General features: G+C 74.8%; 23 protein-coding genes and 1 pseudogene. 7 read left to right on the top strand and 17 right to left on the bottom strand.

What is annotated here, in order from left to right; translation table 11 throughout:
- The first annotated feature begins 385 nt into the window (after window positions 1-385).
- Complete coding sequence (locus IF99_RS33615) at window positions 386-643, top strand: STAS domain-containing protein (RefSeq protein WP_107049003.1); 258 nt, start codon at window positions 386-388, stop codon at window positions 641-643.
- Here IF99_RS33615 and IF99_RS0123270 read toward each other — a convergent pair.
- From IF99_RS0123270 to IF99_RS0123260, 3 genes are all read right to left on the bottom strand, one after another.
- Window positions 606-1184 (bottom strand): GerMN domain-containing protein, encoded by a 579-nt coding sequence (locus IF99_RS0123270; RefSeq protein WP_030998903.1) that lies wholly within the window; start codon window positions 1182-1184, stop codon window positions 606-608. The genes IF99_RS33615 and IF99_RS0123270 overlap by 38 nt on opposite strands.
- A complete protein-coding gene (locus IF99_RS0123265; RefSeq protein ID WP_030998901.1) occupies window positions 1181-2605 on the bottom strand; it encodes a sensor histidine kinase in 1425 nt (474 codons plus the stop codon). Before IF99_RS0123265 ends, IF99_RS0123270 begins: the two co-directional genes overlap by 4 nt.
- Before the next feature lie 230 nt (window positions 2606-2835).
- On the bottom strand, window positions 2836-3519 hold the full coding sequence (locus IF99_RS0123260) for a response regulator transcription factor (protein ID WP_030998899.1): 684 nt from the start codon (window positions 3517-3519) through the stop codon (window positions 2836-2838).
- 159 nt (window positions 3520-3678) lie between these two features.
- Here IF99_RS0123260 and IF99_RS0123255 point away from each other — a divergent pair, with 159 nt between their 5' ends.
- Window positions 3679-4599 carry a DUF3152 domain-containing protein gene (locus IF99_RS0123255; RefSeq protein WP_030998896.1) on the top strand — a complete coding sequence of 307 codons (921 nt, stop codon included), beginning with the start codon at window positions 3679-3681 and terminating at the stop codon, window positions 4597-4599.
- A gap of 74 nt (window positions 4600-4673) precedes the next feature.
- Here the strand turns inward: IF99_RS0123255 and IF99_RS0123250 are convergent, their stop codons facing one another.
- From IF99_RS0123250 to IF99_RS0123235, 4 genes and pseudogenes are all read right to left on the bottom strand, one after another.
- Entirely contained in the window at window positions 4674-5675 is a 1002-nt protein-coding gene (locus IF99_RS0123250; protein WP_030998894.1) for a sigma-70 family RNA polymerase sigma factor, read from the bottom strand.
- 295 nt (window positions 5676-5970) lie between these two features.
- Window positions 5971-7080 (bottom strand): ABC transporter substrate-binding protein, encoded by a 1110-nt coding sequence (locus IF99_RS0123245; protein WP_030998892.1) that lies wholly within the window; start codon window positions 7078-7080, stop codon window positions 5971-5973.
- Between the two features lie 194 nt (window positions 7081-7274).
- Window positions 7275-7568 (bottom strand): annotated as a pseudogene (locus IF99_RS0123240) (FCD domain-containing protein); the annotation flags it as partial.
- A gap of 369 nt (window positions 7569-7937) precedes the next feature.
- Window positions 7938-9203, bottom strand: coding sequence for an MFS transporter (locus tag IF99_RS0123235; protein ID WP_030998889.1), 1266 nt, complete (start codon window positions 9201-9203; stop codon window positions 7938-7940).
- A gap of 160 nt (window positions 9204-9363) precedes the next feature.
- Here IF99_RS0123235 and IF99_RS0123230 point away from each other — a divergent pair, with 160 nt between their 5' ends.
- Both IF99_RS0123230 and gdhA read left to right on the top strand, forming a co-directional pair.
- Window positions 9364-10332, top strand: coding sequence for a LysR family transcriptional regulator (locus IF99_RS0123230; protein ID WP_030998887.1), 969 nt, complete (start codon window positions 9364-9366; stop codon window positions 10330-10332).
- A gap of 126 nt (window positions 10333-10458) precedes the next feature.
- Window positions 10459-11790: an NADP-specific glutamate dehydrogenase gene (gene gdhA / locus IF99_RS0123225; protein ID WP_030998886.1), complete on the top strand. Its 1332-nt coding sequence runs from the start codon at window positions 10459-10461 to the stop codon at window positions 11788-11790.
- Between the two features lie 233 nt (window positions 11791-12023).
- Here the strand turns inward: gdhA and IF99_RS0123220 are convergent, their stop codons facing one another.
- Window positions 12024-12452: an ATP-binding protein gene (locus IF99_RS0123220; protein WP_037827383.1), complete on the bottom strand. Its 429-nt coding sequence runs from the start codon at window positions 12450-12452 to the stop codon at window positions 12024-12026.
- A 139-nt stretch (window positions 12453-12591) separates the two neighbouring features.
- Between IF99_RS0123220 and IF99_RS0123215 the strand changes: the two genes are divergently transcribed.
- A complete protein-coding gene (locus tag IF99_RS0123215) occupies window positions 12592-13923 on the top strand; it encodes a hypothetical protein (RefSeq protein ID WP_030998882.1) in 1332 nt (443 codons plus the stop codon).
- 54 nt (window positions 13924-13977) lie between these two features.
- On the opposite strand, the gene IF99_RS0123210 is transcribed toward IF99_RS0123215, so the two are convergent.
- The 3 genes from IF99_RS0123210 to IF99_RS0123200 form a co-directional block, all read right to left on the bottom strand.
- Window positions 13978-15198 (bottom strand): helix-turn-helix domain-containing protein, encoded by a 1221-nt coding sequence (locus IF99_RS0123210; RefSeq protein ID WP_030998879.1) that lies wholly within the window; start codon window positions 15196-15198, stop codon window positions 13978-13980.
- Between the two features lie 189 nt (window positions 15199-15387).
- Window positions 15388-15555: a hypothetical protein gene (locus IF99_RS34115; RefSeq protein WP_158716642.1), complete on the bottom strand. Its 168-nt coding sequence runs from the start codon at window positions 15553-15555 to the stop codon at window positions 15388-15390.
- The gene (locus IF99_RS0123200) at window positions 15552-16301 is read right to left on the bottom strand and encodes a hypothetical protein (protein WP_030998877.1); all 750 of its coding nucleotides are present in this window, start codon (window positions 16299-16301) and stop codon (window positions 15552-15554) included. Before IF99_RS0123200 ends, IF99_RS34115 begins: the two co-directional genes overlap by 4 nt.
- 121 nt (window positions 16302-16422) lie before the next feature.
- Here IF99_RS0123200 and IF99_RS0123195 point away from each other — a divergent pair, with 121 nt between their 5' ends.
- On the top strand, window positions 16423-17592 hold the full coding sequence (locus tag IF99_RS0123195; RefSeq protein WP_030998875.1) for an adenosine deaminase: 1170 nt from the start codon (window positions 16423-16425) through the stop codon (window positions 17590-17592).
- Window positions 17593-17721: 129 nt separating this feature from the next.
- Here the strand turns inward: IF99_RS0123195 and IF99_RS0123190 are convergent, their stop codons facing one another.
- From IF99_RS0123190 to IF99_RS0123170, 5 genes are all read right to left on the bottom strand, one after another.
- Window positions 17722-17946 carry a PspC domain-containing protein gene (locus tag IF99_RS0123190; protein WP_030998873.1) on the bottom strand — a complete coding sequence of 75 codons (225 nt, stop codon included), beginning with the start codon at window positions 17944-17946 and terminating at the stop codon, window positions 17722-17724.
- A 114-nt stretch (window positions 17947-18060) separates the two neighbouring features.
- Complete coding sequence (locus IF99_RS0123185) at window positions 18061-18654, bottom strand: VanZ family protein (protein WP_030998871.1); 594 nt, start codon at window positions 18652-18654, stop codon at window positions 18061-18063.
- A 243-nt stretch (window positions 18655-18897) separates the two neighbouring features.
- Complete coding sequence (locus tag IF99_RS0123180) at window positions 18898-19572, bottom strand: hypothetical protein (RefSeq protein ID WP_234340817.1); 675 nt, start codon at window positions 19570-19572, stop codon at window positions 18898-18900.
- Complete coding sequence (locus IF99_RS0123175; RefSeq protein ID WP_078655227.1) at window positions 19523-21313, bottom strand: ATP-binding protein; 1791 nt, start codon at window positions 21311-21313, stop codon at window positions 19523-19525. Before IF99_RS0123175 ends, IF99_RS0123180 begins: the two co-directional genes overlap by 50 nt.
- A complete protein-coding gene (locus tag IF99_RS0123170) occupies window positions 21310-21987 on the bottom strand; it encodes a response regulator transcription factor (RefSeq protein ID WP_030998865.1) in 678 nt (225 codons plus the stop codon). The genes IF99_RS0123175 and IF99_RS0123170 overlap by 4 nt, the downstream gene beginning before the upstream one ends.
- A gap of 296 nt (window positions 21988-22283) precedes the next feature.
- Between IF99_RS0123170 and IF99_RS0123165 the strand changes: the two genes are divergently transcribed.
- Window positions 22284-23084, top strand: a complete 801-nt coding sequence (locus IF99_RS0123165) for a SigE family RNA polymerase sigma factor (RefSeq protein ID WP_078655225.1) — start codon at window positions 22284-22286, stop codon at window positions 23082-23084.
- 301 nt (window positions 23085-23385) lie between these two features.
- Here the strand turns inward: IF99_RS0123165 and IF99_RS0123155 are convergent, their stop codons facing one another.
- Entirely contained in the window at window positions 23386-24084 is a 699-nt protein-coding gene (locus tag IF99_RS0123155; RefSeq protein ID WP_030998862.1) for a uridine kinase family protein, read from the bottom strand.
- Between the last annotated feature and the right edge of the window lie 27 nt (window positions 24085-24111).

Genomic DNA, 24111 nt, shown 5'->3' with positions numbered 1-24111 from the left:
GCGGGCGCGGGGCTACGGGACGGGGCGCGGGCGTGGTGGCGGTGCGGTGGCGGGCGAGGTGGCGTCCGCGATGAGTCGGGCGGTCCTGCCCGGTCACCCCTGCGTGGCCCCTGAAGAGAGCGAACCCGCAGACCCGCGCGCACCCGGAGGACCGAGCGGTCCACCGGAACCGGGCGAACCCCGGCGCCGGCGCGAACCCCTGGAGCCGGATGGGCCTCCGGGGCCGTGCGGACCCCCGGCACCGAGCGGCCCGTCGGGGCCGTGCGGACCCCCGGGGCGGGACGCGCACCGGGAACCGGGCGGACCCTCCGGGCTCCCCGCACCGGCGGACCCGTCTCTCCGCGCCCCCGTCCTCGCGCTCTCCGCGCTCCCCGCCCCCGCCGACGTGCCCGCGCTCCAGCGGAGGGCCGCCGCGCTCGTCCGGGACTGCGGCACGCTCGTCGTCGATCTCGACGGGTGCGGGAGCGCGGGGCTCGCGGCGGCCGACCTGCTCTCGCGGCTCGCGCTCACGGCGCGGCGGCACGGGGGCCGGGTGCGGTTGCGGAGCGTCCCGGAGGAACTGGGCGCACTGCTGGGGGCCTTGGGGCTGGCGGACGTGCTCGGTGTCAGTCCGCCAGGCCCGGGCACTCCGCGCGGTCGATGAGCCTGGCGGGTGTGCCGGGGACGCTCACGCGCGCCGTCGCGAGGGGGGCCGCGGGGAGGGCGGCGGCCTGGCCGGGGGCGGCGGGGACACGCGGCGGCGCGGTCGGAGCGGTGCGTACGGGCGTGTTGAGGAGGGCCGTGCACGCCAGTTGGCGGCTCGCGCGCGCGGAGAGCGGCGGCGTCCCCTCCGGGAAGCGGAGGTCCAGGGTCGCGGCGCCCACGGCGAGGCTCGGCGGCGGAAGGTCCTTCGGGAGCGCCGTCGTCAGCGTCCCGCGTTCCGTGCGGGAAGGGCCTTCGAGGAGCGCGCGCAGTGCGCCGGGCCCGGAGCCGTCCGGACGCGCCACGGCGCGGAGGGCACCCGGGTCGTCCCGGCCGAGGAAATAGACGCCTCGCGTCAGGCGCAGGCCCGTCGCCGGGGCGCCGACCTCGATGACGCCCGTGGGCGGGACCCCGCACCCGGCGAGGAGCCCGGCGGCGAGGACGAGCGCGGCACGCCTGAGCGCGGCACGCCCGAGCGCGCGCGGGGAGCGGAGTGGTCTCATGCCCGTACCTCCGGGGCCTTCGCCGGGCGTTCCGGCGGTGCGAGCGGCAGCCGGACGGTGAAGACCGCGCCCCCGTCCGGGCGGTTGGCCGCCGTGACACCGCCGCCGTGCAGACGGACGTTCTCCTGCGTGATCGCCAGGCCCAGGCCGCTGCTCTCGCTGCGGGTACGGGCCGCCCCGGCCTTGAAGAAGCGGTCGAAGAGGTGCGGCAGCGCTTCCTGCGGGATGCCGGGCCCCCGGTCGCTCACCTCGATCTCCACGCCGCCGGCCGCGGGCAGCGGGCGCAGCGCGAGACGGACCGGCGCGGCGCCGTGCTTGAGCGCGTTGCCGACGAGGTTCGCGACGACGACGTCGAGACGGCGCGGGTCGACGCGGGCCCGTACCCCCGCCGGGAGTTCCGTCTCCACCCGGCCCGTCCACCCCCGGGTGGACAGCGTGCGGCGCAGGGACTCCGCCAGGTCGAGATCGTCGGCGTGCAGGGCGACGGCCCCCGCGTCGAAACGGGAGATTTCCATCAGGTCCTCCACGAGGCGTGCGAGGCGCAGCGTCTCCTCCGTCACGAGCCGTACCGCGTCCGCCGTGTCCTTGTCGAAGCGCGGCGCCTCCTCGGCGAGCACGTCCGTCACCGCCGTCATCGCGGCGAGCGGCGTGCGCAGTTCGTGCGAGACGTCGGCGGCGAAGCGCCGCGCCCGCGCCTCCATCCGCCGCAGTTCCGCGACCGACTTCTCCAGGGCCGCCGCCGTCTCGTTGAACGCCCCGGCGAGCCCGGCGAGTTCGTCCGAACCCTGCACCTCCAGCCGGGTCCCGAGGTCCCCCTCGGCCATCCGCCGCTGCGCGCCCCGCAACTCCCGCACGGGCCGCAGCACCCCGCGCGCGAGGAGCAGCGCGAGCAGCACGGCGAGCCCCAGCGCGGGCAGCGCGGCCCGCTCGACGGCGCTCACGAGCGCCGCCACGTACGCCTCCTCGCCCGACTGCGGGACGACGAGGTAGACCGACAGGCCGCTCAGGGCGCGGGAGTCCGCGTACGTGACGGGCAGGCCCACGACGAGAACCGTCCCGCCGCTCGCGCGCACCCGCTGGAAGACCGCGACCGAGTGCGTCTCCACCCGTTCGCGCAACTCCCGCCCGATCAGCCCGGGCGCGGGCCCGCCGCCCGCCTCGGCCCGCAGGCCCCCGTACGTGACGACGACGCGCCAGTCCTGGGCGCGATGCCCCGAGGTGAGACGGCTCGCGAACTCTTCCAGCGCGGCCTGGTCGGCGGGCGTCGCGAGGTCGGGCACCGCCTGCCCGACCTCGTCCCTGAACTGGTCCACCACGTTGTCCTGGCTCCGCTGCAACACCCCGTTCCGCGCCTCGCGAAAGGTCAGCGCACCGGTCCCGAGCGCGCTGACGACGGCGACGAGGGCGAAGGCGAGCACCATGCGGGCCCGGAGCCCGCCGAAGGAGGGCAGCCGGGGGCGGCGGCGCGGAACGGGGGCCGCTCCGGCGGTCGGTGCGGCGGGGGACGGGGGCGCCGGGGGAGTGTGCGCGGGGCCCGGCCCGGCCGCCTCGCCGCCCGTCTCCCGCGCCTCCGCGTCCCGTGCCTCCGCGTGTGGTCGTGTCTCCGCGTCACCCCCCTCCGGGCCTCGCGCCACCCCGCCCCCGGCCCCCCTCATCCCGCGCTCCCCCCGCGGAAGCGGTAGCCGAAGCCGCGGACCGTCTCGACGCGGTCCGCCGCCGCGGCGAGCTTGTTGCGCAGGCGCTTCACGCAGGCGTCCACCAGGCGGATGTCGCCGTGGTAGCTGTGCTCCCAGACCGCCTCCAGGAGTTGCTGGCGGCTGAAGACCTGGCCGGGGGACTCCGAGAGGGTGAGCAGGAGGCGGAGTTCGGAGGGGGCGAGCGGGACGGGGGCGCCCTCGTGGGCGACGCGGAAGCCGGTGCGGTCGATTGTGAGGGGGCCGTGGGTCTCGGGCGGCGGGGTGCCCGGTGTGTCGAGACGGCGCAGGACCGCACGGATGCGCGCGTCGAGCACGCGGGCCTGTACCGGCTTGACGACGTAGTCGTCCGCGCCCGCCTCCAGCCCCACCACGACATCGATGTCGTCGCCCCGCGCGGTCACGATGAGCAGCGGCACGTGCGCCCGGTCGGGCGTGCGCAGCCTGCGGCACACCTCCAGGCCGTCCATGCCCGGCAGCATCAGGTCGAGCACCACGACGTCGGGCACGGCCGCGGCGAAGGCCGCGAGCCCCTCCTCGCCGCTCGCCGCCGCCCGCACCTCGTGCCCCTGCCGCCGGAGCCCCAGGGTGACAGCCCGGCGGACGGGCTCGTCATCCTCGATGAGCAGTACGCGGGACATGCGCCCAGTATGCGTGTGCGCGAGACGGTCATCCGTTCGGGTGCGGGTGGGTGCGCGACGGTTGTTACGGAACGGTCGTACGGGCGGCCAAGCACGGTGACGCCCGCTGTGCAGCCTGGAGCGGCCCCGTCGCCGACACCGAGGAACCCGGCCCGTCCCATGCGCCAGACGAAACCCGCCCCCAGTGGCACCCGCACCGTCGGCGGCCACCGCACCGCTCGCCGCTCCGAGGCGCGCAAGGCCACGAGCCGCAGGCAACGCCTGTTCGGGCTCGCCGCGCTCGCCGTCGTGACCCTGCTCGCCGCCGCCCTCGTCGCGCGCGGCGGCCACGGCGGCGACGGGGGCACGGAGGCGAGGACGAGGCCCGCGTCCGGTACGAGCCCGTCGCCGGAGGCGACCCGCACCGAGGCGCGCGGCAGACCGGGCGCGGCCGCCGGGGCGAGCGGGTCCCCGAAGGGGAAGCCGTCCACGTCCCCCAGGGCTCCCCGGGACTCCGGGTCCCGGGACCCCGGACCGAAGAGCGGCACCGGGCTCTTCACCACCGCCTCGGCGAGCGGCGGCCGGGTGGGGCACGGCGCCACCGTGCGCCGGTACACCGTGCAGGTCGAGGGCGGCAGCGGCATAGCGGCGACGGAGGCGGCGCGCCAGATCGAGCGCGTGCTCGCCGACCCGCGCGGCTGGACGGCCGACGGCCGCGACTCCTTCCAGCTCGTCGGCTCGGGCCCGCACGACTTCGAGGTGAAGATCGCGACGCCCGACACGGTGGACCGGCTGTGCGGGCAGGCCGGGCTCGACACGCACGGCGAGGTCAACTGCGACGTCGGCAGCCAGGTCATCGTCAACCTCAAGCGCTGGCTGACCGGTTCACCCGAGTTCTCGGGCCCGGTCGCGGAGTACCGCGCGCTGATCATCAACCACGAGGTCGGCCACCGCATCGGCCACGGCCACGAGACCTGCCCCGGCCCCGGCCGCCCCGCGCCCGCGATGATGCAGCAGATCTACGGCCTCAAGGGCTGCGCGCCGAACGCCTGGCCGTACGACAGCAAGGGGACGTACCTGGGCGGGCCCTCGGTGCCCTGACCCGGACGGACCCGCACGAGCCGGGCGGCCGGGCCCCGTGTCTCCGGCCCCCGAGCCGTGCTCGCCGCGCCCCCTCAGTCCGTCAGCGCCCTCCCCTCCGCGTCGAGCCGCGGCGGCAGCCCGAAGAGCGGGAACCAGCGGGCGGTGTCGAGGAAGCAGTGCACGCCCCTGATGCGGCCCGCGTTCAGCTCCATGACCTGCACCGCCCAGGGCGTGAAGCCCGAGCCGTCCGGCTCCGGGTGGTAGTGCGCGAAGGCCGGGGCGCCGTTGGCGACGGCCGGGACGAGCCGCGAGCCCCGGCAGACGGAGCCGGTGCCGAGCATCCAGCCCGTGAAGTCCTCCGGGCCGACGAGCCACAGGTCGTACGGGGGCATGGACATCACGACGTCCTCGTGGAGCAGCGCCGTCAGGGCCTCCATGTCGTAGCCCTCGAAGGCCGCCACGTACCGGTCGAGGAGCGCGCGCTGCGCGGGATCGAGCGGGGCGACGGGGTCGCTCTGCCGGACCGGGTGCTCGGCGAGGGTCGCGCGGGCCCGCTGAAGCGCGCTGTTGACGCCCGCGACCGTCGTGTCGAGCAGCTCGGCGACCTCCTGCGCGCGCCAGGCGAGGACCTCGCGCAGGATGAGGACCGCGCGCTGCTTCGCCGGGAGACGCTGGAGCGCCGCGACGAAGGCGAGGCGCACGGAGTCGCGGAGCGCGGCGGTCTCCGCCGGGTCGGACGGATGGGCCGGGAGCACCTTCGCGTCGGGCACGGGCTCCAGCCACGTCGGCTCGGGGCGGGCCTTGAGCACGGCGCTCGCGGCGGGCTGCGGCGAGGTGAGGTCCATGGGGAGCGCCCGCCTGTTCCCGGCGCTGAGCGCGTCGAGGCACACGTTGGTCGCGATGCGGTAGAGCCACGAGCGCAGCGAGGAGCGGCCCTCGAAGGAGTCGAGCGCCTTCCACGCCCGCACCATCGTGTCCTGCACCGCGTCCTCGGCCTCGAAGGCCGAGCCGAGCATCCGGTAGCAGTACCCCGTCAACTCCCTGCGGTACTCCTCAAGTCGCGCGTCCGCGACGGTCGTCCCCGACTCGCTCACGACATACCCCCGGCTCGGAAGACAGCATGTGGAAGACCCGCCCCGCCGCGGTGCGACGAGGGCCCTGCGGACGCTACAGGGGCCCACTGACAACGACCCTCGTCGGCGCGGATTCCGGCCCGTCCTCCTCGCCTCACGTGCGGCGGACCCTCTCGCCGCCACGGAACGCGCGGGAGGCGAAGTACCGCGCCACCCCTTGCCGCCCGGTGAGGACGGGACGCCGCCACGCTGCCCAGCGGTGTCCGGACCGGCCCCTCGCCACGGAGGATCTGGGCGGACGGCCTTTCGTGCCTCCTCAGCCGATGTGGAGGACGCGGAAGCGATCCGGTTCCGCCGGGTCCCGGTCGACGACGTGAACGGGTGTCCCGGCCCCTTGCCACACGCTGATGCCCGGCGTGCGGGAGAACCGGACCGGCCCGCGGGTGCCCTCGACCGCCACGCGCGGCCACGCCGCGGCGACGGCTGTCCGGTCCGTGCCGTGGGACCGCAGCACCTCGGCGAGGAAGGTGACGGAGTCCCAGCCCTCGAAGGCGACGAAGGAGGGCGCTTCGCCCAGCCGCTCGCGGAGTTCCCTCCCCACGCGTTCGCCGAGCGGGCCGGGGTGCTCGGGGAGGTAGCGCAGGAACGGGATCCCGGCGCCGTCCTCGCCGAGCGCCGCGGCCCATGAGGCGAACTCCGGTTGCCCGGCGGGAGCGCCGATGAGGACCTCCACGAGCCGCCGGTCGCCCCGGACGGCCCTGACGAGCGGCACGGCCGGCTCCGGATGGCCCGCCAGCAGGAGGAGCGCCGTCGCGCCGTGCTCGACGAGCGCGTCGCACAGGGATTTGGGCGCGAGGGCGTTCGCGTCGAGTGCGAGGACGCTGCCGCCGCGCGGAGCGAGGTGGTCCCGCAGGACGCGGATCCCGGACGCCCAGTAGACGCTCGGCTGGGCCGCCACCGCGATGCGGCGCCGGCCCGCGCGGAGGAGGAAGTCCGCGTAGATCCGCCAGCCGTGCGACTGGGGCGGGGCCAGGCGCGCGACCCACTCCGTCGGTTCCTCGGTGAGCGCGTCGAGCACCGCGGACGAGCAGAGGAACGGTACGCCGAGGGCGTCGGACCGGGCGGCGGCGGCGCGGGCGACGACGCTGTGGTACTCGCCCACCACGGCGGCCACGCCCAGCCCGGCCAGTTCCTCCACGGCCGCCGCGGCCCGCTCCGGATCGGCCGCCGTGTCCCGGACCACCAGCTCCAGTGGTCTGCCGTCGATCCCACCGGCGTCATTGACCTCACGAACGGCCAGGTCGAGCCCCGCGCGCAGGTGCCGGCCCGCCTCGACCCAGCCGGGGCGCGTCAGCGGAGCGAGAGCGCCCAGGCGGACGGAGGGCCCGCCCCCGCGTGTTCCGGACGGCACTGGTGGCGTACTCATCGGCTGGCGTCTCCCTCGGGACGATGCGGTCATGGCCCGCCCGGTTCGCGCGCGTCACGTCTCGCCGCTTCGCGCGCGCCCGGCCGCTCTCGCGGACCATTGGACCCGCCACCCTCACCCCCGGGCAACCGGCTGTTCGCCCGACGAGAGGGTGTACCGGGCGCTGTGCGGGACGTGAGGGGCGCGGCGCCCCACTAGCCCTGCGTGGGCGCTGTGGTCACTGCCAGGTAGGAGAGTCGCAGGTGGGCCTCCATGACGGCGCGTGCGGCGGCGGCGTCGCGCAGGGCGATGGCGTGGGCCAGTTCGCGGTGGTCCTGGAGGCCGCGGCCGAGTTGGCGACTGTCGTAGAGCTGGAAGGAGCCCCGCATCATCGGCGCGCGCGCGAGGTTGGCGGCGATGCCGTACAGGCGCGGTGAGGCGGCGCAGCGCAGCACGAGGAGGTGGAAGTCGTGGTTGCCGCGTGCCAGTTCGTCGCGGAAGTCGGGAGCTTGCTCGGTGGCGCGCGACTCCGGGCGCGCGGCTCCTCATGGCGAAGCCCGGACGGACGGCCGCGACACCGTCGTCCGGGCGGGGCCGATCTTCCTTCGCGCGAGCGGGATCAGTCGCGCGCCGCCGGGCGCTCGCCGCGCACGCCACGGGGAGCCGCCCCCGAAACGGTCGATGGGGCGATGCGGACTCCGCCGCAACTCCGGCGCCGAGCCCGCGCTGCGCGTCGAGCGCCGAGTCACCCGTCCGGTGCCGAGCCGCCGTTGCCCGCCCGGCGCCGAGTCACCCGCGCCCGTCCCGTCCCGGCCCGGAGCCGTCCCGTGCCGCGCCGCCCCGCTCGTACCCCTGTCGCCAGCCCCGCCCCGCCTCTTTCACCCCCGGCGCGCCGCCACCGTCCCCACCAGCGTCACGCCCACGACGCCCGTCACCGCGAGCAGCCCGAGGAGCACCGTGCCGCCCCACCCCGCCGCGTGGTACGCGCTCGCGCCGAGCGTGCCGCCCAGGCTGGAGCCGAGGTAGTAGGCGGACTGGTAGAGCGCGGACGCCTGCGCGCGGCCCGTGCGGGCCGTGTCGCTCACGGAGGAGGAGGCGACCGCGTGCCCGGCGAAGAAGCCGGCCGTCACGAGCACGAGCCCCGGCAGCACGCACCACAGAGGGCCGCCGAGCGAGAGGAGGAGCCCCGCCGCCGTCGTGCCCGCCGCGAGGTAGAGCGCGCCGCGCCGCCCGGCGCGCCGCACGAGCCGCCCGGCGGCGGCCGAGGAGCCCGTACCCACGAGGTAGACGAGGAAGACCGAGCCCACGAGCCCCTGCGGGAGCGCGAGCGGCGGGGCCGTGAGGCGGTAGCCGATGACCGTGTAGACCGCGCCGAAGACGGTCATGAAGAGCCCGCCGATCGCGTACAGGCGCAGGAGCAGCGGGTTCGCGAGGTGGCCGCGCACGGTCCGGAGGAGCGCGCGGGGCGCGAGCGGCGCGGGCGCGAAGTGGCGGGGCGCGGGGAGGAGGGCGCGGAAGGCGAGGGCGCAGCCGAGCGCGAGGAGCGCGACGGCGCCGACCGCCGCGCGCCAGCCCCACAACTGGGCGACCCAGCCGGTCAGGACACGGCCGCTCATGCCGCCGACGCTGTTGCCCGCGACGAAGAGCCCGATCGCCCCGACGAGCGCCTCGGGCCGTACCTCCTCGGCGAGGTAGGCCATCGCGGACGCGGGGAGCGCGGCGAGCGCGGCGCCCTGGACGGCGCGCAGGGCGATGAGGGTGCCGAGGGTGGGGGCGAAGGGGGCGAGGAGGGCCAGCGGCACGGCCACGCAGAGCGCGGCGGTCATCATCGTGCGCCGCCCGAAGCGCTCGGAGAGCGCGCTGAGCGGGACGACGGCGAGCGCGAGGGCGCCGGTCGCGGCCGAGACGGTCCAGCTCGTGTCGCTCGCGCCGGCGTGGAAGTCGGCGGAGAGCAGCGGGAGGAGAGCCTGGGTGGCGTAGAGGAGCGCGAAGGTCGCGACGCCCGCGAGGAAGAGCGCGAGCGACATCCGCCGGAAGCCGGGACCGCCGGGGCGGAGGCGGTGGTCGGGTGCCGGGGACGGGGTGGGGGGACGGGGGACGTCCGGGCGCGGGGCCTCGGGCGCCTCGGTACTGACGGCGGACATGAGCCGAAGGTACGAAGGCGCTCACTCATGCGTCCAATGCATGGAAACACCGCAATCGATCCATGGCAGCATGAGGGCAGGCGGGAGGCGGTAGGCGGCCGTACGGACCGTCGCTGGATTTCCCTCCCCGCACCCGCCGTGTCCCCACCGAGGAAGCACCGTGACCGCTCTTCCCCCGCTCCCCGACCCCTCCCGCCCCGCCGCCGCGCTCGACCCCGATTCCTGGGCCACCGTGCTCGCCCCGCGCCTCGCGCACTTCGTGGGCGTGGCGCGCGAGGAGCACGTGACGCGGGCCGCGCACGAGATGCGTATGCCGCAGTCGACGCTGTCGCGTTCGCTCGCGCGCCTCGAAGAGGACCTGGGCGTCCCGCTGTTCGCGCGGCGCGGCAGGACGCTCGCGCTCACGCCCGCCGGGCGGACGTTCCTGGCGGGCGTGGAGCGGGCGCTCGGCGAGGTGGAACGGGCGGCGGACGAGGTACGGGCCGACGCGGACCCGGCGGCGGGCAAGGTCGCCTTCGGCTTCCTCCACACCCTCGGCCCCGAGACCGTCCCGGGACTCCTGCGCGCCTTCCGCGTCGACCACCCGCGCGTGCGCTTCTCGCTCGTGCAGAACTACGGCGAGGCGATGCTCGAACGCCTGCGCGCGGGCGAGCTGGACCTCTGCCTCACCTCGCCCGTCCCGCGCGAGACCGGCCTCGTCGCCCGCCGCGTCGACGAACAGCGCCTCCACCTCGTCGTCCCCGACGACCACCGGCTGGCCACGCGCCGCCGGGTGCGGCTCGCGGAGGCGGCCGGAGAGACGTTCGTGACGCTCGAACCGGGCTACGGGCTCCGCAGGATCACGGACGACCTGTGCGCGGAGGCGGGTTTCCGGCCCCGTATCGCCTTCGAGGGGGAGGAGGCCGAGACGCTGCGCGGACTGGTCGCCGCGGGCCTGGGTGTGGCCCTGCTGCCCCCGCCGGCCGTGCCCCGCCCCGGGGTCGTCGAACTCGGCATCACCACCCCGCGCGCCGTGCGCGAGATCGGCGTGGCCTGGCGCGAGGGGGCCCCGGACACGGCGCCCGTCGCGGCCTTCAAGCGGTTTCTCCTGGGAAGGCGGGGGAGGCTGCTGCCGCGAGGGGAGGGGTAAACGGGGCGGGCCGTTGGGACAATAGGAGTGTCACCACGGACGTCCTCAATGGCGAGGGGGACCGTCGGCGCCCCCGGGACGAGGCGCCTCCAGACACACGATGCCGATCCACGGAAGGTTGTCCGTATGACTCTCGTCGAGCCGCTGTACGCCGAAATCCTCCGCCGCAACCGCGGCGAACACGAATTCCACCAAGCGGTGCGAGAGGTCCTGGAGACGCTCGATCCGGTACTCGAACGGCGTCCCGAGCTGGTCGACGCGCGGATCATCGAGCGGCTCTGCGAGCCGGAACGGCAGATCGTCTTCCGGGTGCCGTGGACGGACGACTCCGGCGCCATCCACGTCAACCGGGGCTTCCGCGTCGAGTTCAGCAGCGTGCTCGGTCCGTACAAGGGCGGACTGCGCTTCCACCCCTCGGTGGACCTCGGCATCGTGAAGTTCCTCGGCTTCGAGCAGATCTTCAAGAACGCGCTCACCGGGATGCCCATCGGCGGCGGCAAGGGTGGCTCCGACTTCGATCCCAAGGGCCGCTCGGACGCCGAGGTCATGCGGTTCTGCCAGTCGTTCATGACCGAACTGCACCGCCACATCGGCGAGTACACCGACGTCCCGGCGGGCGACATCGGCGTGGGCGGCCGGGAGATCGGCTACCTCTTCGGGCAGTACCGGCGCATCACCAACCGTCACGAGTCCGGCGTGCTCACCGGCAAGGGCGTGACGTGGGGCGGCTCCCAGGCCCGCACCGAGGCGACCGGCTACGGCTGCGTGCTCTTCACCGCCGAAATGCTCCGCAGCCGCGGCGAGTCCCTCGACGGCCAGACCGTCGCCGTCTCCGGCTCGGGCAACGTGGCGATCTACGCGATCGAGAAGGCCCAGCAGCTCGGCGCGACGGTCGTGACCTGCTCCGACTCGGACGGGTACGTCGTGGACGAGAAGGGCATCGACCTCGGCCTGCTCAAGGAGATCAAGGAGGTGCGGCGCGGCCGGGTCTCCGAGTACGCGGAGCGGCGCGGCGCCACCTTCGTGCGCGACACGAGCGTGTGGAACGTCCCCTGCGACGTGGCGCTGCCCTGCGCGACGCAGAACGAGCTGACCGAGCAGGACGCCCGCGCGCTCGTGCGGGGCGGTGTGAAGGCGGTCGCCGAGGGCGCCAACATGCCGACGACGCCCGAGGCCGTGCGCGTCTTCCAGGAGGCGGGCGTCGCCTTCGCCCCCGGCAAGGCGGCCAACGCGGGCGGCGTCGCCACGAGCGCCCTGGAGATGCAGCAGAACGCGTCCCGCGACTCCTGGACCTTCGCCTACACCGAGGAGCGCCTGGCGCAGATCATGCGCCGCATCCACGACTCCTGCCACGCGACGGCCGAACGCTACGGCGCCCCGGGGAACTACGTGGTGGGCGCGAACATCGCGGGCTTCGAAATGGTCGCCGACGCGATGCTGGCGCAGGGCCTGATCTGAACCGGCTCCCCGCGCCGGGCGGCCCGGCGCGGGGGCCTGACACGGGGCTCGGCGCGGGGAGCCCGCCCAGGTCCGCTCCGGGCCCTACGCGGGCTCGCTGGGCGCGTGCCGTGGATGCCGCTTGACGAGTACGCGGCAGTCCACGGCCCGCGAGTGGTCCCCGGCGGCTTCGGCAGCGACCTCCTGCCGCCTCAACTCGACGCAACGAGGGCACTCTTCACGGGGCGGCGCGCTCATCCCCGCACCTCCGCCCAGACCCGCTTGCCCCACGGCTTCGGCTCCGTGCCCCAGCGCCAGGAGAAGGCGGCGACCAGGTGCAGTCCGCGCCCGGTGAGGGCGTCCGGGGCAGGGGCGCGGCGGAGGGGAAGCGCGCGGGAGGAGTCGGAGACGGCGATCTCGATTCCGCCGTCGAGCCTCGTCACGGCGACACGTACGACCTCGCCGCACGCGTGCGTGACCGCGTTCGCGACGAGTTCCGAGACGATGAGCGTGGCGGGGCCGGTGAGCGGGCGGCAGCCCCAGGCGGTGAGCGCGTGCCGGACGAGGCGTCTGGCGGCCTCGGCCGAATCCTCCGTGCGGGGCAGGATCTCGTGATAGGCGGGCGGGCCCACGCCGGAGGCGCCTACGGGATGGTGGTTGATCAGGGTCTCGCGCTGGGGCATGGGTGGTCCGGTCCCGTGAGAGCTGACGAAGTCGGGGTTGTTCACGAGAGGTAACCGCCCGATGACCCTGCGGCGGTACGGTGGTGGGGTCGCGTGACCGTGAACACCGTGAACGCCCTACTTCCGCGGGGAGTTGAACATGGCTCGTAAGCAGCGCATCCCGAATACGCGACTGGCCGCCCTGATCGCCGAAGCCCGGTGGACACGGACACAGGTGGCACGTCAGGTGAACCGCCTGGGACCTCAGGTGGGTCTGGACCTCACGTACGACCGCACGGCCGTCGCGCACTGGGTCGCGGGAACGCCGCCGAGGCCCGAGGTGCGCCCACTGATCCTGGAAGCGTTGTCCGCCCGACTCGGCAGGCCGGTGACGCACGAGGAGGCGGGGCTGCGCCCCGTGGGGAAGGGCCGGGGGCCAGCCGATCCGGTCGAGGCGCTGATCGATCTGAGCCGCGCCGACATGGACCCGTCCCGCCGGGCGGTTCTCGCGACGACCCTCTTCTCCGCCGCGATCGCCGTCCCCGCCTTCCAGCACACCGCGCACGCCTCCACCGCTGTGGCCGCCACGACCCGTATCGGCCCCGCGCAGGTCTCGGCCGTACGCGCGATGACGAGCCGCATCGCCGACATCCTCGACGAGTTCGGAGCGGGCCACGCGCGTCCCATGGCGGCGGCCTTCCTCGTCAACACGGTCGTCCCCTGGCTCCGGGCCGCAGGCCCCGAAGCCGTCCGGCGGGACATGCTCGCCGCCGCCTCCGACCTCACGTACCTCACCGGCTGGATGGCGATGTACGAGAACGCGCACGGCCTGGGCCAGACGTACTACGTCAGGGCCCTCGGCCTCGCGGAAGCCGCCGACGACCGGCTCACGTACAGCCGCACGCTACGGGGCATGTCGCTCCAGGCATCCAGCCTGCGCCACGGCCGACTGGCCCTCGAACTCGCCGACTCGGCCGCCGAAGCGGCTCCCTCCGCGGGCCCCCGCCTCCTCGCCTTCCTGCGCGGCCAGCAGGCCCACGCCGCGGCCCTCACCGGCGACCGCCACCGCGCCCACGCCCACCTCCACGCGGCCGAGACGGCCCTCGCACGCGCCGACAACCGCCGCGACGCGATCGGCGGCTACGACCGCACGGCCTACCTCTTCCACGTCGCCCACGTCCTCGCCGAGGAGTCCGACTGGACGGGCAGCATCACAGCGCTCGAACAGTCGATCGCGGTCCAGCCCCCGCAGGAGCGCCAGTCACGGGCCCACGCCTACGCGCTGCTCGCCCAACGCCAGTACCGCATCGGCCACCTGGACGCGGCCTGCGCCTCCTGGTCCCGCTTCCTCGACATGTACGCCCATGTCACCTCGGCCCGGGGAGACGAGCACTTCGCCACCCTGCGCAGCCAGTTGAGGCCGCACGCGCGAGTGCGGGCGGTCAGGGAGCTGGGGGCGCGGGTACGGGAGGTGGCGGCGGCGAAGGCGTAGGAACGGGGTCGCCGGGGCGGCGGCTGTCGCGGGCGGCGCTGTCCGGCCTGGTCGCTATCCGGCGTGGTGGAAGCGGTGGGACAAGCTGCGCAGGCGTTCCCGCGTGGCCGCGCGTTCGGCGTGGACGATGGTGCGGAGGGTCGCGCGGGCGAGGGGGTGGTTGCGGATGAGCTGAGGGGCGAGACGCTCGGCCGTCTCCAGTTCGCGCAGGGCGTTGTCGCGGTGGCCGTCCCACATCCACGCGCGGGCGAGGTCCATGTGGTGGTGGCCCCTGCGGGAGTGGGGGAGCGCTTCGACGAGGGCCGGAGGAGTGCGGCGGTTTATGGCCAGGGCCCGTGTGTGATCGCCCATTTCCATGGCCACGCTGATCGCGTGAACGTGCACGTTGCCCGACGAGAAGGTGAGCGAGTGGCGGTCGTGGACGGGACGGGCGCTCAGGCGTGCCGCCGCGTCCTTGGCGTGCGCGACGCGTTCCTCGGCCTCGGCCCTGCTCCCGGCCCTGGCGGCGGAGACGGCGGCCCGCAGCTGGAGGGAGCCCCAGGCCCGTACCGCCGACTGATCGCCACGCTCGTACTGTTGCTGCACCCGTGCCAGTGCCCGGTCCGAGAGTGCCAGGGCGTCGTGCCAGTCGGCCGTGGCCCACATGTCCCACACCCGCATCCAGTCCGTCACGGCGGGGAGTACGGGGTCCCCTGAACGGGCCGCCGCCCAGGCCGCACGCTCGCACGTCATGGCGATCAGCTCGGGGTGCCCGAGCGCGTGCGCCGCCGTGTGCGCGAACTTGCAGGCGACCGCGTACACGCCGTACGCCTCCTCGCGCTGCAGGCCGTCGCTGATCTCGGCCAACGCGCCTGCCTCCCGGAGAAGATCCGGCAGTACCCGGAGGATCGACGTGTTCGCCGCCGCGTCCCGCAAGCGGTGCAGCCGGGCCGTCTCCTCCCACAGGCGGGCGGCATCCCGGGGGGTGCCGTCGAAGACCGGGGCGAGGTCGTAGCGCCGCAGTTCGCGCAGGATCGACGCGGCAGCAGCCTGCCACTGGTTCTCGGAGGGCGAGGTGTTGTACGGACGGCCGATCAAGTCGTTCGGGTGCACGTGGAGTTCTGCGGCGATCTGGTGGAGCAGGCTCACCCGGTCGAGTTCGATGTGCCCTCGCTCGACCCGCGAGACCCACCCCTGCGTCTTCCCGAGCGCCGCCGCGAGGTCGGCCTGCGGCATCCCGAGTCGCAAGCGCGCCCGCCGCACTCGCTGTCCGATCTCCTGCGCCTCGTCGAGCATCACGCCACGTCCCTTTCGCCGTGCGGTGCGGATCTCAGGTGCGGCGGCATGGCTCATCGCGAATCGCCGCGTTCACGAAGGTACCGGCCCGTCAGGCGCGGAGGGAGCGGAAAGCCCGCAGCATGAGCGAGGCGCAGCGCCCGTGCGCGTCCGGCCTGTGTGGGGGCGCCGCTTCCGTCGCCGCTCGACTCAGCGCTCCGTGTCGAAGAACTCCGCCGCCGCGTCGAGCGCCCTCGCTCGCGCGCGGGCCGCCGAGCGCTCCGCACGCCCCGCTGCCAAAGGCTGGAAAACCCCCGTCACCGCCGCCCCCAGCAGCCTGCCCGGGACCACGAGCGCCGTCTTCAGCAACGGCGTCACTCCCGCAGTGTCTCCCCGAATCCCGCCGCCAGCGGCATCCGCAGGCCCAGGGGTGGCGGGGCCGCCAGGGCGTCCTCGACGGTGCGGGCGTAGGGGAGGCCGCACAGGGAGCCGAGGGCGAAGTCGCAGGAGAGGGCGAGGATTTCGGAGCGGTAGCGGCGCAGGGAGTGGCCGTCCGTGTGGGCCTCGAAGCGGCACACGTCGCGGTTCGCCTTCTTCGCGCGCTCGGCGAGGCGGAAGGAGCGCTCCGGGTCGGTGCGGCGGTCGTCGGTGCCGTGGACGAGGAGGACGTGGCGGCCCGCGAGGTGCCGCACCGGCTCGGGCTCCGCCGCCGGGTCGTCGTCGGCGGGGAGGCGGGGGGCGAGGGCGAGCACCGTCGTGACCGCCTCGTGCCCGGCAGCGCGCAGCGCCGCGCGCGCCCCGGTCCCCGCGCCCGCGAGCGCGAGCGGCACGTCGCCGTGCCGCCGTACGCTCTCGTCCGCCGCCCAGCGCGCCGCCCGCTCGGCCGACTCCACCGGGTCCCCGCCGCCCGGCACCCGCACCGTGTACGTGGCGAGCCCCGCCCGCGCGCCGCGCCGCGCGAGCGCCCGCGCCAGGCGCCGCACCGTCGCCCCCGTCCCGAAACCGTCACCGGCCCGCCCCGTCCGCGAGGGCAGCACCAGGACGACGGCGTCCACCGCCTCCGGCCCCGCTCCCGTCATCCGCCCCAGGCGGGGTCCGTCCTCGGGCGTCGTTCGCTGTGCCATGGGAGAACCTTGGCAGAAACGAGACCGGAGGCCGCCCGTCCGCACGGTCACCGTTGGATATCGGCGCACGTTTCCGGCCCTTCGTCTACGCGCGTAGGCGGGGGGCGGTTAGAGTGCCGCCATGACACGCCCCAGCCCTTCCGGCACCGCGGGCGCGGCCACCGACCGTGCCGTCAAGGCCGCCCGCGCACTGCCCACAGCCGACCAGATCCTGCGCGCCCCCAAGGTGCTGCTCCACGACCACCTGGACGGCGGACTGCGGCCCGCGACCGTCGCCGAACTCGCGCGCGAGGCCGGGTACACGGGGCTCCCGGAGACCGATCCGGAGAAGCTCGGCACCTGGTTCCGCGAGGCCGCCGACTCCGGCTCCCTGGAGCGGTACCTGGAGACCTTCGCGCACACGACCGCCGTCATGCAGTCGCGCGACGCGCTCTTCCGGGTCGCCTCCGAGTGCGCCCAGGACCTCGCCGCCGACGGCGTCGTGTACGCCGAGGTGCGGTACGCGCCCGAGCAGCACCTCGAAGGCGGGCTCGCCCTCGAAGAGGTCGTCGAGGCCGTCAACGACGGTTTCCGCGAGGGCGAACGCCTCGCCGCCGCCGAGGGCCACCGCATCAAGGTCGGCGCGCTCCTCACCGCGATGCGCCACGCCGCGCGCTCCCTGGAGATCGCGACGCTCGCCAACACCTACCGCGACCGCGGCGTCGTCGGCTTCGACATCGCGGGCGCCGAGGCCGGCTTCCCGCCCACCCGTCACCTCGAAGCGTTCGAGTACCTCAAGCGCGAGAACAACCACTTCACCATCCACGCGGGCGAGGCGTTCGGGCTGCCCTCGATCTGGGAGGCCCTCCAGTGGTGCGGCGCCGACCGGCTCGGTCACGGCGTCCGCATCATCGACGACATCACCGTGGCCGAGGACGGCACCGTCTCGCTGGGCCGCCTCGCCTCGTACGTGCGCGACAAGCGCATCCCGCTGGAGCTGTGCCCCACCTCCAACCTCCAGACCGGGGCGGCGCGTTCGTACGCCGAACACCCCATCGGCCTGCTGAGCCGCCTCAAGTTCCGCTGCACCGTCAACACCGACAACCGCCTCATGTCGGGGACGACGATGAGCCGCGAGTTCGGGCACCTGGTGGACGTCTTCGGCTACACGCTCGACGACCTCCAGTGGTTCACGGTCAACGGGATGAAGTCCGCCTTCCTCCCCTTCGACCAGCGCCTCGCCATGATCAACGAGGTCATCAAGCCGCGCTACGCGGAACTGCGCGCGGAGTGGCTCTTCCAGGGGGCCTGAGGCGGGGGCGGCGGATGAACGGCCCCGGGACGCCGGGTCCGCGCCCGTCACCGGTGGTCGCCCGGCTCTCGTCCCGGGCAGCCGCCTCCTCGCGCCTCACGGGCGCGTCCTCTCCGGCCGCCCGCGCCCTCACCACGCCGGGTTCGCCGAGCCGCCGCCCGCCTTCCTCTCGTTCGGGAGGAGGACCCACAGGGCCAGGTAGACCAGGAACTGGGGGCCGGGGAGGAGGCAGGACGCGACGAAGATGACGCGCATCGTGGTGGGGGAGACGCCGAAGCGCCGGGCGAGGCCCGCGCAGACACCGGCGATCACGCGGCCGTGCGTGGGGCGGACCAGGGACGTGCTGCTGCTCATGGTGGGCTCCTCCGTGAAGAGACGCGCGGAGCCGTCGTCGGGCCCCGGCGGGGACGCCTTCCGCGTCCCCCGGTACCTTCCACGCTACGGGGACGAACCGGGACGAGCATCCGCCTAAGGTGCCGTACCGACCCTGGGAATTCTCGGGGTCGGACCCTGAGAGGACTCTCCGGGAGACCCCGGGGAGTACGAGGGGTTCTCCTCCTCGGGGCGGAGGGGACGGAACGCCCCGGAGGGAGCGCCGTGCCGGTTCCTGGCCCTGCGGCGGACGGCCGGTACGACCAGGAGATGAGCCGTCGCCGTCCCCACGAGCGCGAGCACCACCGAGTCGATGTCCACCCGCTGGCCCGGCACGCCGGTCTGCGCGATCTCCAGCAGCATCGCGAGGACCCCGCTCGCCAGCGTCGTCCGGCACAGCGAGGCGAAGGCCGAGACCTCGACGCGGCCCCCGACGAGCGGCAGCAGCACCCCGAGCGGGGCGAACAGCCCGAGACCGGCGGCCAGCGGCCGCACGGCACCGGGGAAACCGAGCGCCAGATCGGCCCGGACCGTGGCGAACGGCGTCGTGTTCGGCGCGCTCACCCACGGCACGTCGAGGGGCCTCAGCACGTACCAGCCGACGAACAGCAGATGCGCGACGAGGAGTACGACCCCCGCCGCGCGGTAGGAAACGGTCCGCGCCCCGCCGTCTGGCCCTGGCTGCTGCACGCTTCCAAGGACGCACCCCTCGCCCCGCCCGGTTCCGGCCCACGCCCCGGCGGCCGTGTGGGCGTCCTCACCCCGGCTCGCGCCTCACCGGGGGAACCGCGCGCCCGCCGAACCGGGCCAGGGCCGTCACGGGCGTCACGTCACGCGCCGGTCGGCCACCCGTCAGCCCCCGCCCCGTGCCCGCCGGGCCGCGCGGCCCCCACCCCGTGCCCGCCGGACCGAGTGCGCCCCGTCGCGCCCCCGCTACGTCACCGGCACCGTCGGCACCGGTGTCCGTCCCGGGTTCGCGCGCAGTTCGCGGTCGCACACGTACGCCCGTACCGGGGTCTTCCCGGGACCGCCGAGCAGCACCGTGCCCCCCGCCGTCGCCGCCGCGCTCTCGCCGAGGGTGCACACGAGCTGGGCGAGCGCGGGGCCCGTGAGCCCGGCGGGATCGACGGTGAGGCGCAGGGTGCGCGCCGGGTCGCCGGGGCGCGGCCCGGCGAGGGCCGTGCCGCTCGGCACGGCGGAGGTGAAGTGCGCGAGCCGCTCGGCCTCGGAGGGCTGGAGGAGCAACTGGTCGAGCAGTTGCCGCGCCACTGGGAGGGGGCCCGGGGCGGAGGGCTCGGAGAGGTACCTGTTCACGACCACGAGCTGTGCCCCGCACACGAGATAGACCTTCGCGGGCGTCGTCCCCGGCGGCTGCGAGACGCTGTCCTCGTCGAGCACGCACGGCAGCCGCGAGGGGGCGGGGCCCGCGTCCGTCGGCACCTCGGTCGGCCTGATCCCGCACCCGGCGAGCAGCAGGAGGAGCCCGGCGAGAGCGCCGCGGGAGCGGAGGAGGGCGGTACGGGACCGGCGCCGCCCGTGCGGAGCGGTCCCCGCGCCGTCAGTGCCCCGCCGCACGGCCACCGCCGTCTTCGCCGTCCGCCCCGCCATGGTCCGTCCCGTGCCTCGCACCCGCCGCGCCGCTCCTCGACTCCGTACCCGTGTCCTCGCCCGTGTCCACGCCGTCCACGGGGCCGCCGTCGCCCGCTCTGTCCTCCGGGGCGGCCTCGCCGCCGTCCCTCGGCAGTCGCAGGGTGAACACCGCGCCGCTCTCGGGGGAGTTGGCCGCCGTGATGTCGCCGCCGTGGATGTGCGCGTTGGCCTGCGCGATGGAGAGGCCGAGGCCGCTGCCCTCCGAACGGGGGCGCGAGGCGCTGGCCTTGTAGAAGCGGTCGAAGACGTGCGGCAGGACGTCCTCGGGGATGCCGGGGCCGTGGTCCCGTACCCGGATCACGAGGGAGGGGCCCTCGACCCGCACCGAGACCCGCACCGGGGAGCCGCCGTGCTTGAGCGCGTTGCCGATGAGGTTGGCGAGGATGACGTCGAGGCGGCGCGGATCGACGCGCGCCATGATGCCGCGCTCCGCGTCGAGTTCGACCGCGTCGAGCCAGGCGCGCGCGTCGACGCACGCCGTGATCTGGTCGGCGATGTCGACGTCGTCGCACACGAGCCGCGCGGTGCCCGCGTCGAAGCGGGTCACCTCCATCAGGTTCTCCACCAGCGTGTTGAGCCGGCGCGTCTCGCTCACGACGAGCCGTACCGCGGGCTCGATCATCGGGTCGAGCGTGTCGATCTCCTCTTCGAGGACCTCGGTCACGGCGGTGATCGCGGTGAGCGGGGTGCGCAGCTCGTGGGACATGTCCGCGACGAAGCGGCGGCTCGCCTCCTCGCGCGCGCTCATGTCCGCGACCCGGCGCTCCAGTGCCGCCGCCGCGTCGTTGAACGTGCGGGACAGCTCGGCGAGTTCGTCGGTCCCCGAGACCCGCAGCCGCGTGCTGAGCTTGCCCTCGCCGAGCCGCTTCGCGGCGACCCCGAGGCGGTGCACGGGCTTGAGCACGGTCGTGGCGGCGGCCTGCGCGAGGAGCGCGGCGACGAGCAGGGCGAGCGTCGTCGCGATCCCCAACGACCAGGCGAGCGACTCCAGATCGTCGGCCTCGGAGCGCAGCGACTTGCGCAGGTAGCCGGTCGGGCCGCCGTCGCCCACCTCGGCGCCCGCGATCAGGTACGGGGTGCCCTTCACATCGACCCGCTGCCAGTACAGGTGCGAGGACGCCTTGTTGGTCGCCGTGATCTTCTGCTTGCGCGCGACGGCTTCGCGCAGCGTGTGCGGCACGTCAGCGAGCGAGAACGAGCCCGGCGCCGAACTTCCGGTCACCGTATGGCCGTTGGCGTCACGATCGACCAGGACGACGTCGTAGTGCTGACCCGAGCGGGACATCGCGCGGGCCGTGCGCTCCAGGTCCTCGCGCGTCGGGCCGGGCGGCACCGTCCGGTCGGGGCTCGCCAGTTGCTCCTTGAAGTCGTCGAGCGTGTTGTCCTGGGTACGGGTCAGGACCGCCTCGCGGTTGAGCCAGTACGCGATACCCGAGGCCGAGACGGCGGCGGTCAGCGCGACGAGGCCGAAGACGAGGACGAGCCGCAGCCGCAGGCTCGTGAACCGCAGGCCGGAGCCGAAAAACCGCCGCAGCCGCCCGCCACCCGCAGGGACGGCCCTGCTTTCGGCACCGCCCTCGGCGCCGTCCCGCCGCTCGCCGTCCTGCTGCCGGTCTCCGGCCTCCCGCTCGCCGTCCCGCCGCCGGTCTCCGGCCCCCCGCTCGTCCCCGTCCTGCCGCTCGCCGTCGCCTCGCCTCACTGCGGCGCGTCCAGCCGGTAGCCGACACCGCGCACCGTGCGGATGAGCTTCGGAGAGGACGGGACGTCCTCGACCTTGGCCCGCAGCCGCTGCACGCACGCGTCCACCAGCCGCGAGTCGCCGAGGTAGTCGTGTTCCCAGACCAGGCGCAGGAGTTGCTGCCGCGACAGCGCCTGCCCCGGGCGCCGGCTCAGTTCGAGCAGGAGACGCAGCTCGGTCGGGGTGAGCTGGAGTTCGGTGCCGTCCTTGGAGACCGTCATCGCCGAGCGGTCGATGACGAGGTTCCCGAAGACCGCCGAGTCGCTCGACTCGCGTTCCCCGCGCCGCAGCACCGCGCGAATCCGCGCGTCGAGCACCCGCCCCTGCACCGGCTTGACCACGTAGTCGTCGGCCCCGGACTCCAGGCCCACCACCACGTCGATGTCGTCGCTGCGCGCGGTGAGCAGGATGATCGGGAGCTGGTCGGTGCGGCGGATGCGACGGCACACCTCGAAGCCATCGATGCCGGGCAGCATGACGTCCAGAACGATCAGGTCCGGTCGCTCTTCGCGCAGTTTCGTCAGCCCGTCCTCGCCCGTGGCGGCGGTGGCCACGCGGTGCCCCTGGCGGGTCAGGGACAGCTCAAGGGCCGTACGGATGGCGTCGTCGTCCTCGATCAGCAACAGGGAAGGCACCCGGTCATTCTGTCCCACCGCCGCCCGGACTTCGACCTCCGGGTCCCGGGACGCGGGGCCCGTGCCCCCGGGACCGCACGCGCCGGCCCCTCCGTACGGCCCGAGCGACACGCGCGTACGCGCGAGCGTCTTGGACGCGCGGGCGAGGAGGCGCTGTGACAGCTCTGTGACAGTCGGCGGACACGGTCATGAACTGGGGTTGGCAGTCTTCTTGGCACACGGGGCGCACCGGCCGGCCGCAAGGACGGCGGAACGCCTCGCGGCAGACCACTCACACCTCAGGACGGAGGCGCGCGATGAGCACTCGGCACAGCACCACGGGCGGTGCGGTGATCACCCGGCTGCACGACCACGCCGCGCGGACTGAGACCTCCGGTACCGCGACCGTGTCCTTGTTCGAGCGGAGCCATGAGCCCGGGGGCGGACGAGGACGAGGCCGTGGGACCGGTCGTGCACCGCATCCCCTGCTGGGGACGCCGGTGGACGTGGCTCCGGTTCCCCGCGGGGGAAAAGAGGGGGACCGGAGTGTCGCGTACGGGGAGAGCATGGGGGACGCGGGGGAGCGGTCCCGGGCGAACGAGGCGGAGTTCACCGCCTACGTCCAGGAGCGCCGCGCCTCCCTGTACGCGACCGCCTACCACCTGACCGGTGACCGTTTCGAGGCCGAGGACCTGCTCCAGAGCGCCCTCTTCTCGACGTACCGGGCCTGGGACCGCATCACCGACAAGGCCGCCGTCGGCGGCTACCTGCGCCGCACCATGACCAACCTGCACATCAGCGCGTGGCGGCGGCGCAAGCTCAACGAGTACCCGACCGAGGAACTGCCGGAGACGGCCTCCGACACGGACGCGATGCGCGGCACCGAGCTGCGTACCGTCCTGTGGCAGGCGCTCGCCCGGCTGCCCGAACTCCAGCGCACGATGCTGGTCCTCCGCTACTACGAGGGCCGCACGGACCCGGAGATCGCGAAGATCCTCGACATCAGTGTCGGCACGGTCAAGTCGAGCATCTGGCGCAGCCTGCGCCGCCTGCGCGACGACGAGGCGCTCAGCCGCGACCGTGACCGCGAGGAGTCCTTCGGCGAACTGGTCGCCTGAGGACCGAGGGGGGAACGGGGGAAACGGGGGGGGAACACGGGGGAGTGTTCGCCGCACGGGGGAAGCCGGGGCACGTACGGGGGAGTACGGGTCCGGGACGCGCGGCGGACACGGGGGAACACGGGGCGCCACGGGGGTGGCGTCGTGACCACGGGGGTGGTTACCGCACCGGGACCGGAGGGCTGGGGGGCCTTCCGGTCCCGCCGCCGTTTCCGGGGGCGCCCGCCCTCCCGCCGGGAGGGCGGAACCCGGGGTGCGCCTCCGCGCCCCGCCGCGGCCTCGGCTCGCGGCGCGCCCCGCCTCAGCTCGCCGTCCGCGCCGTCCCCGGCTCCCGTACCGCCGTTCCGAGCGGCCCGCGCGCGCACGCCGCCGCGGCCAGCCGGCCCAGCGCCTCCTCCTTGCCGCACGGATACGCGCCGAGCGCCGCCTGCCGCTGCACGATCGCCCGCTCCGAGCGCATCAGCCGGAAGCCCCTGCGCAGCAGGAACGGCACGGACTTGCGGCCCTCGCGCAGATCCCGCAGGAGCCGCCGCCGGAACGTCGTGCTCGGCCGCCCGCGCAGGCAGAGCGCGTCGGCGAGCACGCCGAGTTCACGGCAGCTCTTCACGATGTCGGCGGCGAAGATGCCCTCGGCGATGAAGAGGGGCGTGGTGCGGTCGAGCGTAAGCGTCTCCGTGCCCGTACGGGTGCTCTCGGCGATCGAGTAGACGGGGACCTCGGCGGAGCGGGACCGGCACAGCTCGCCGATCGCGGTGAGCGCCCGCTCGCGGTCCCAGGACAGTGGCGAGTCCCAGTCGATGTCGCGTTGCGGGCCCTTGCCCGCGACGAGCGGCAGGGTCGGGTCGTCGGCGTCCTTGTAGAAGTCGTCCAGGGACAGGACGGGCAGACCTGAGGCGGCGGCGAGGGACGACTTGCCCGAGCCCGAGGGCCCGGCGAGCAGGACGACCCGGACCGGTACGGCGGGATGGGAACTCACGAGGAACCAGTGTGCGGCATACACCCGTCGGCCCGACCCGCCGGGGCGCGC

It is taken from the genome of Streptomyces sp. NRRL F-5630 (genome assembly GCF_000719475.1).
Classification (GTDB): Bacteria; Actinomycetota; Actinomycetes; order Streptomycetales; family Streptomycetaceae; genus Streptomyces.
Note: the sequence above shows the minus strand (reverse complement) of the source record. Positions and strands in the feature narration are given on the sequence as shown.

Bases quoted from the DNA above. Each gene is read 5' to 3' on its own strand.
- IF99_RS0123270 (WP_030998903.1), bottom strand. From the start codon at position 1,184: ATGAGACCACTCCGCTCCCCGCGCGCGCTCGGGCGTGCCGCGCTCAGG.
- IF99_RS0123265 (WP_030998901.1), bottom strand. From the start codon at position 2,605: ATGGTGCTCGCCTTCGCCCTCGTCGCCGTCGTCAGCGCGCTCGGGACC.
- IF99_RS0123260 (WP_030998899.1), bottom strand. From the start codon at position 3,519: ATGTCCCGCGTACTGCTCATCGAGGATGACGAGCCCGTCCGCCGGGCT.
- IF99_RS0123255 (WP_030998896.1), top strand. From the start codon at position 3,679: ATGCGCCAGACGAAACCCGCCCCCAGTGGCACCCGCACCGTCGGCGGC.
- IF99_RS0123245 (WP_030998892.1), bottom strand. From the start codon at position 7,080: ATGAGTACGCCACCAGTGCCGTCCGGAACACGCGGGGGCGGGCCCTCC.
- IF99_RS0123235 (WP_030998889.1), bottom strand. From the start codon at position 9,203: ATGTCCGCCGTCAGTACCGAGGCGCCCGAGGCCCCGCGCCCGGACGTC.
- gdhA (WP_030998886.1), top strand. From the start codon at position 10,459: ATGACTCTCGTCGAGCCGCTGTACGCCGAAATCCTCCGCCGCAACCGC.
- IF99_RS0123220 (WP_037827383.1), bottom strand. From the start codon at position 12,452: ATGCCCCAGCGCGAGACCCTGATCAACCACCATCCCGTAGGCGCCTCC.
- IF99_RS0123215 (WP_030998882.1), top strand. From the start codon at position 12,592: ATGGCTCGTAAGCAGCGCATCCCGAATACGCGACTGGCCGCCCTGATC.
- IF99_RS0123210 (WP_030998879.1), bottom strand. From the start codon at position 15,198: ATGCTCGACGAGGCGCAGGAGATCGGACAGCGAGTGCGGCGGGCGCGC.
- IF99_RS0123200 (WP_030998877.1), bottom strand. From the start codon at position 16,301: ATGGCACAGCGAACGACGCCCGAGGACGGACCCCGCCTGGGGCGGATG.
- IF99_RS0123195 (WP_030998875.1), top strand. From the start codon at position 16,423: ATGACACGCCCCAGCCCTTCCGGCACCGCGGGCGCGGCCACCGACCGT.
- IF99_RS0123190 (WP_030998873.1), bottom strand. From the start codon at position 17,946: ATGAGCAGCAGCACGTCCCTGGTCCGCCCCACGCACGGCCGCGTGATC.
- IF99_RS0123180 (WP_234340817.1), bottom strand. From the start codon at position 19,572: ATGGCGGGGCGGACGGCGAAGACGGCGGTGGCCGTGCGGCGGGGCACT.
- IF99_RS0123165 (WP_078655225.1), top strand. From the start codon at position 22,284: ATGAGCACTCGGCACAGCACCACGGGCGGTGCGGTGATCACCCGGCTG.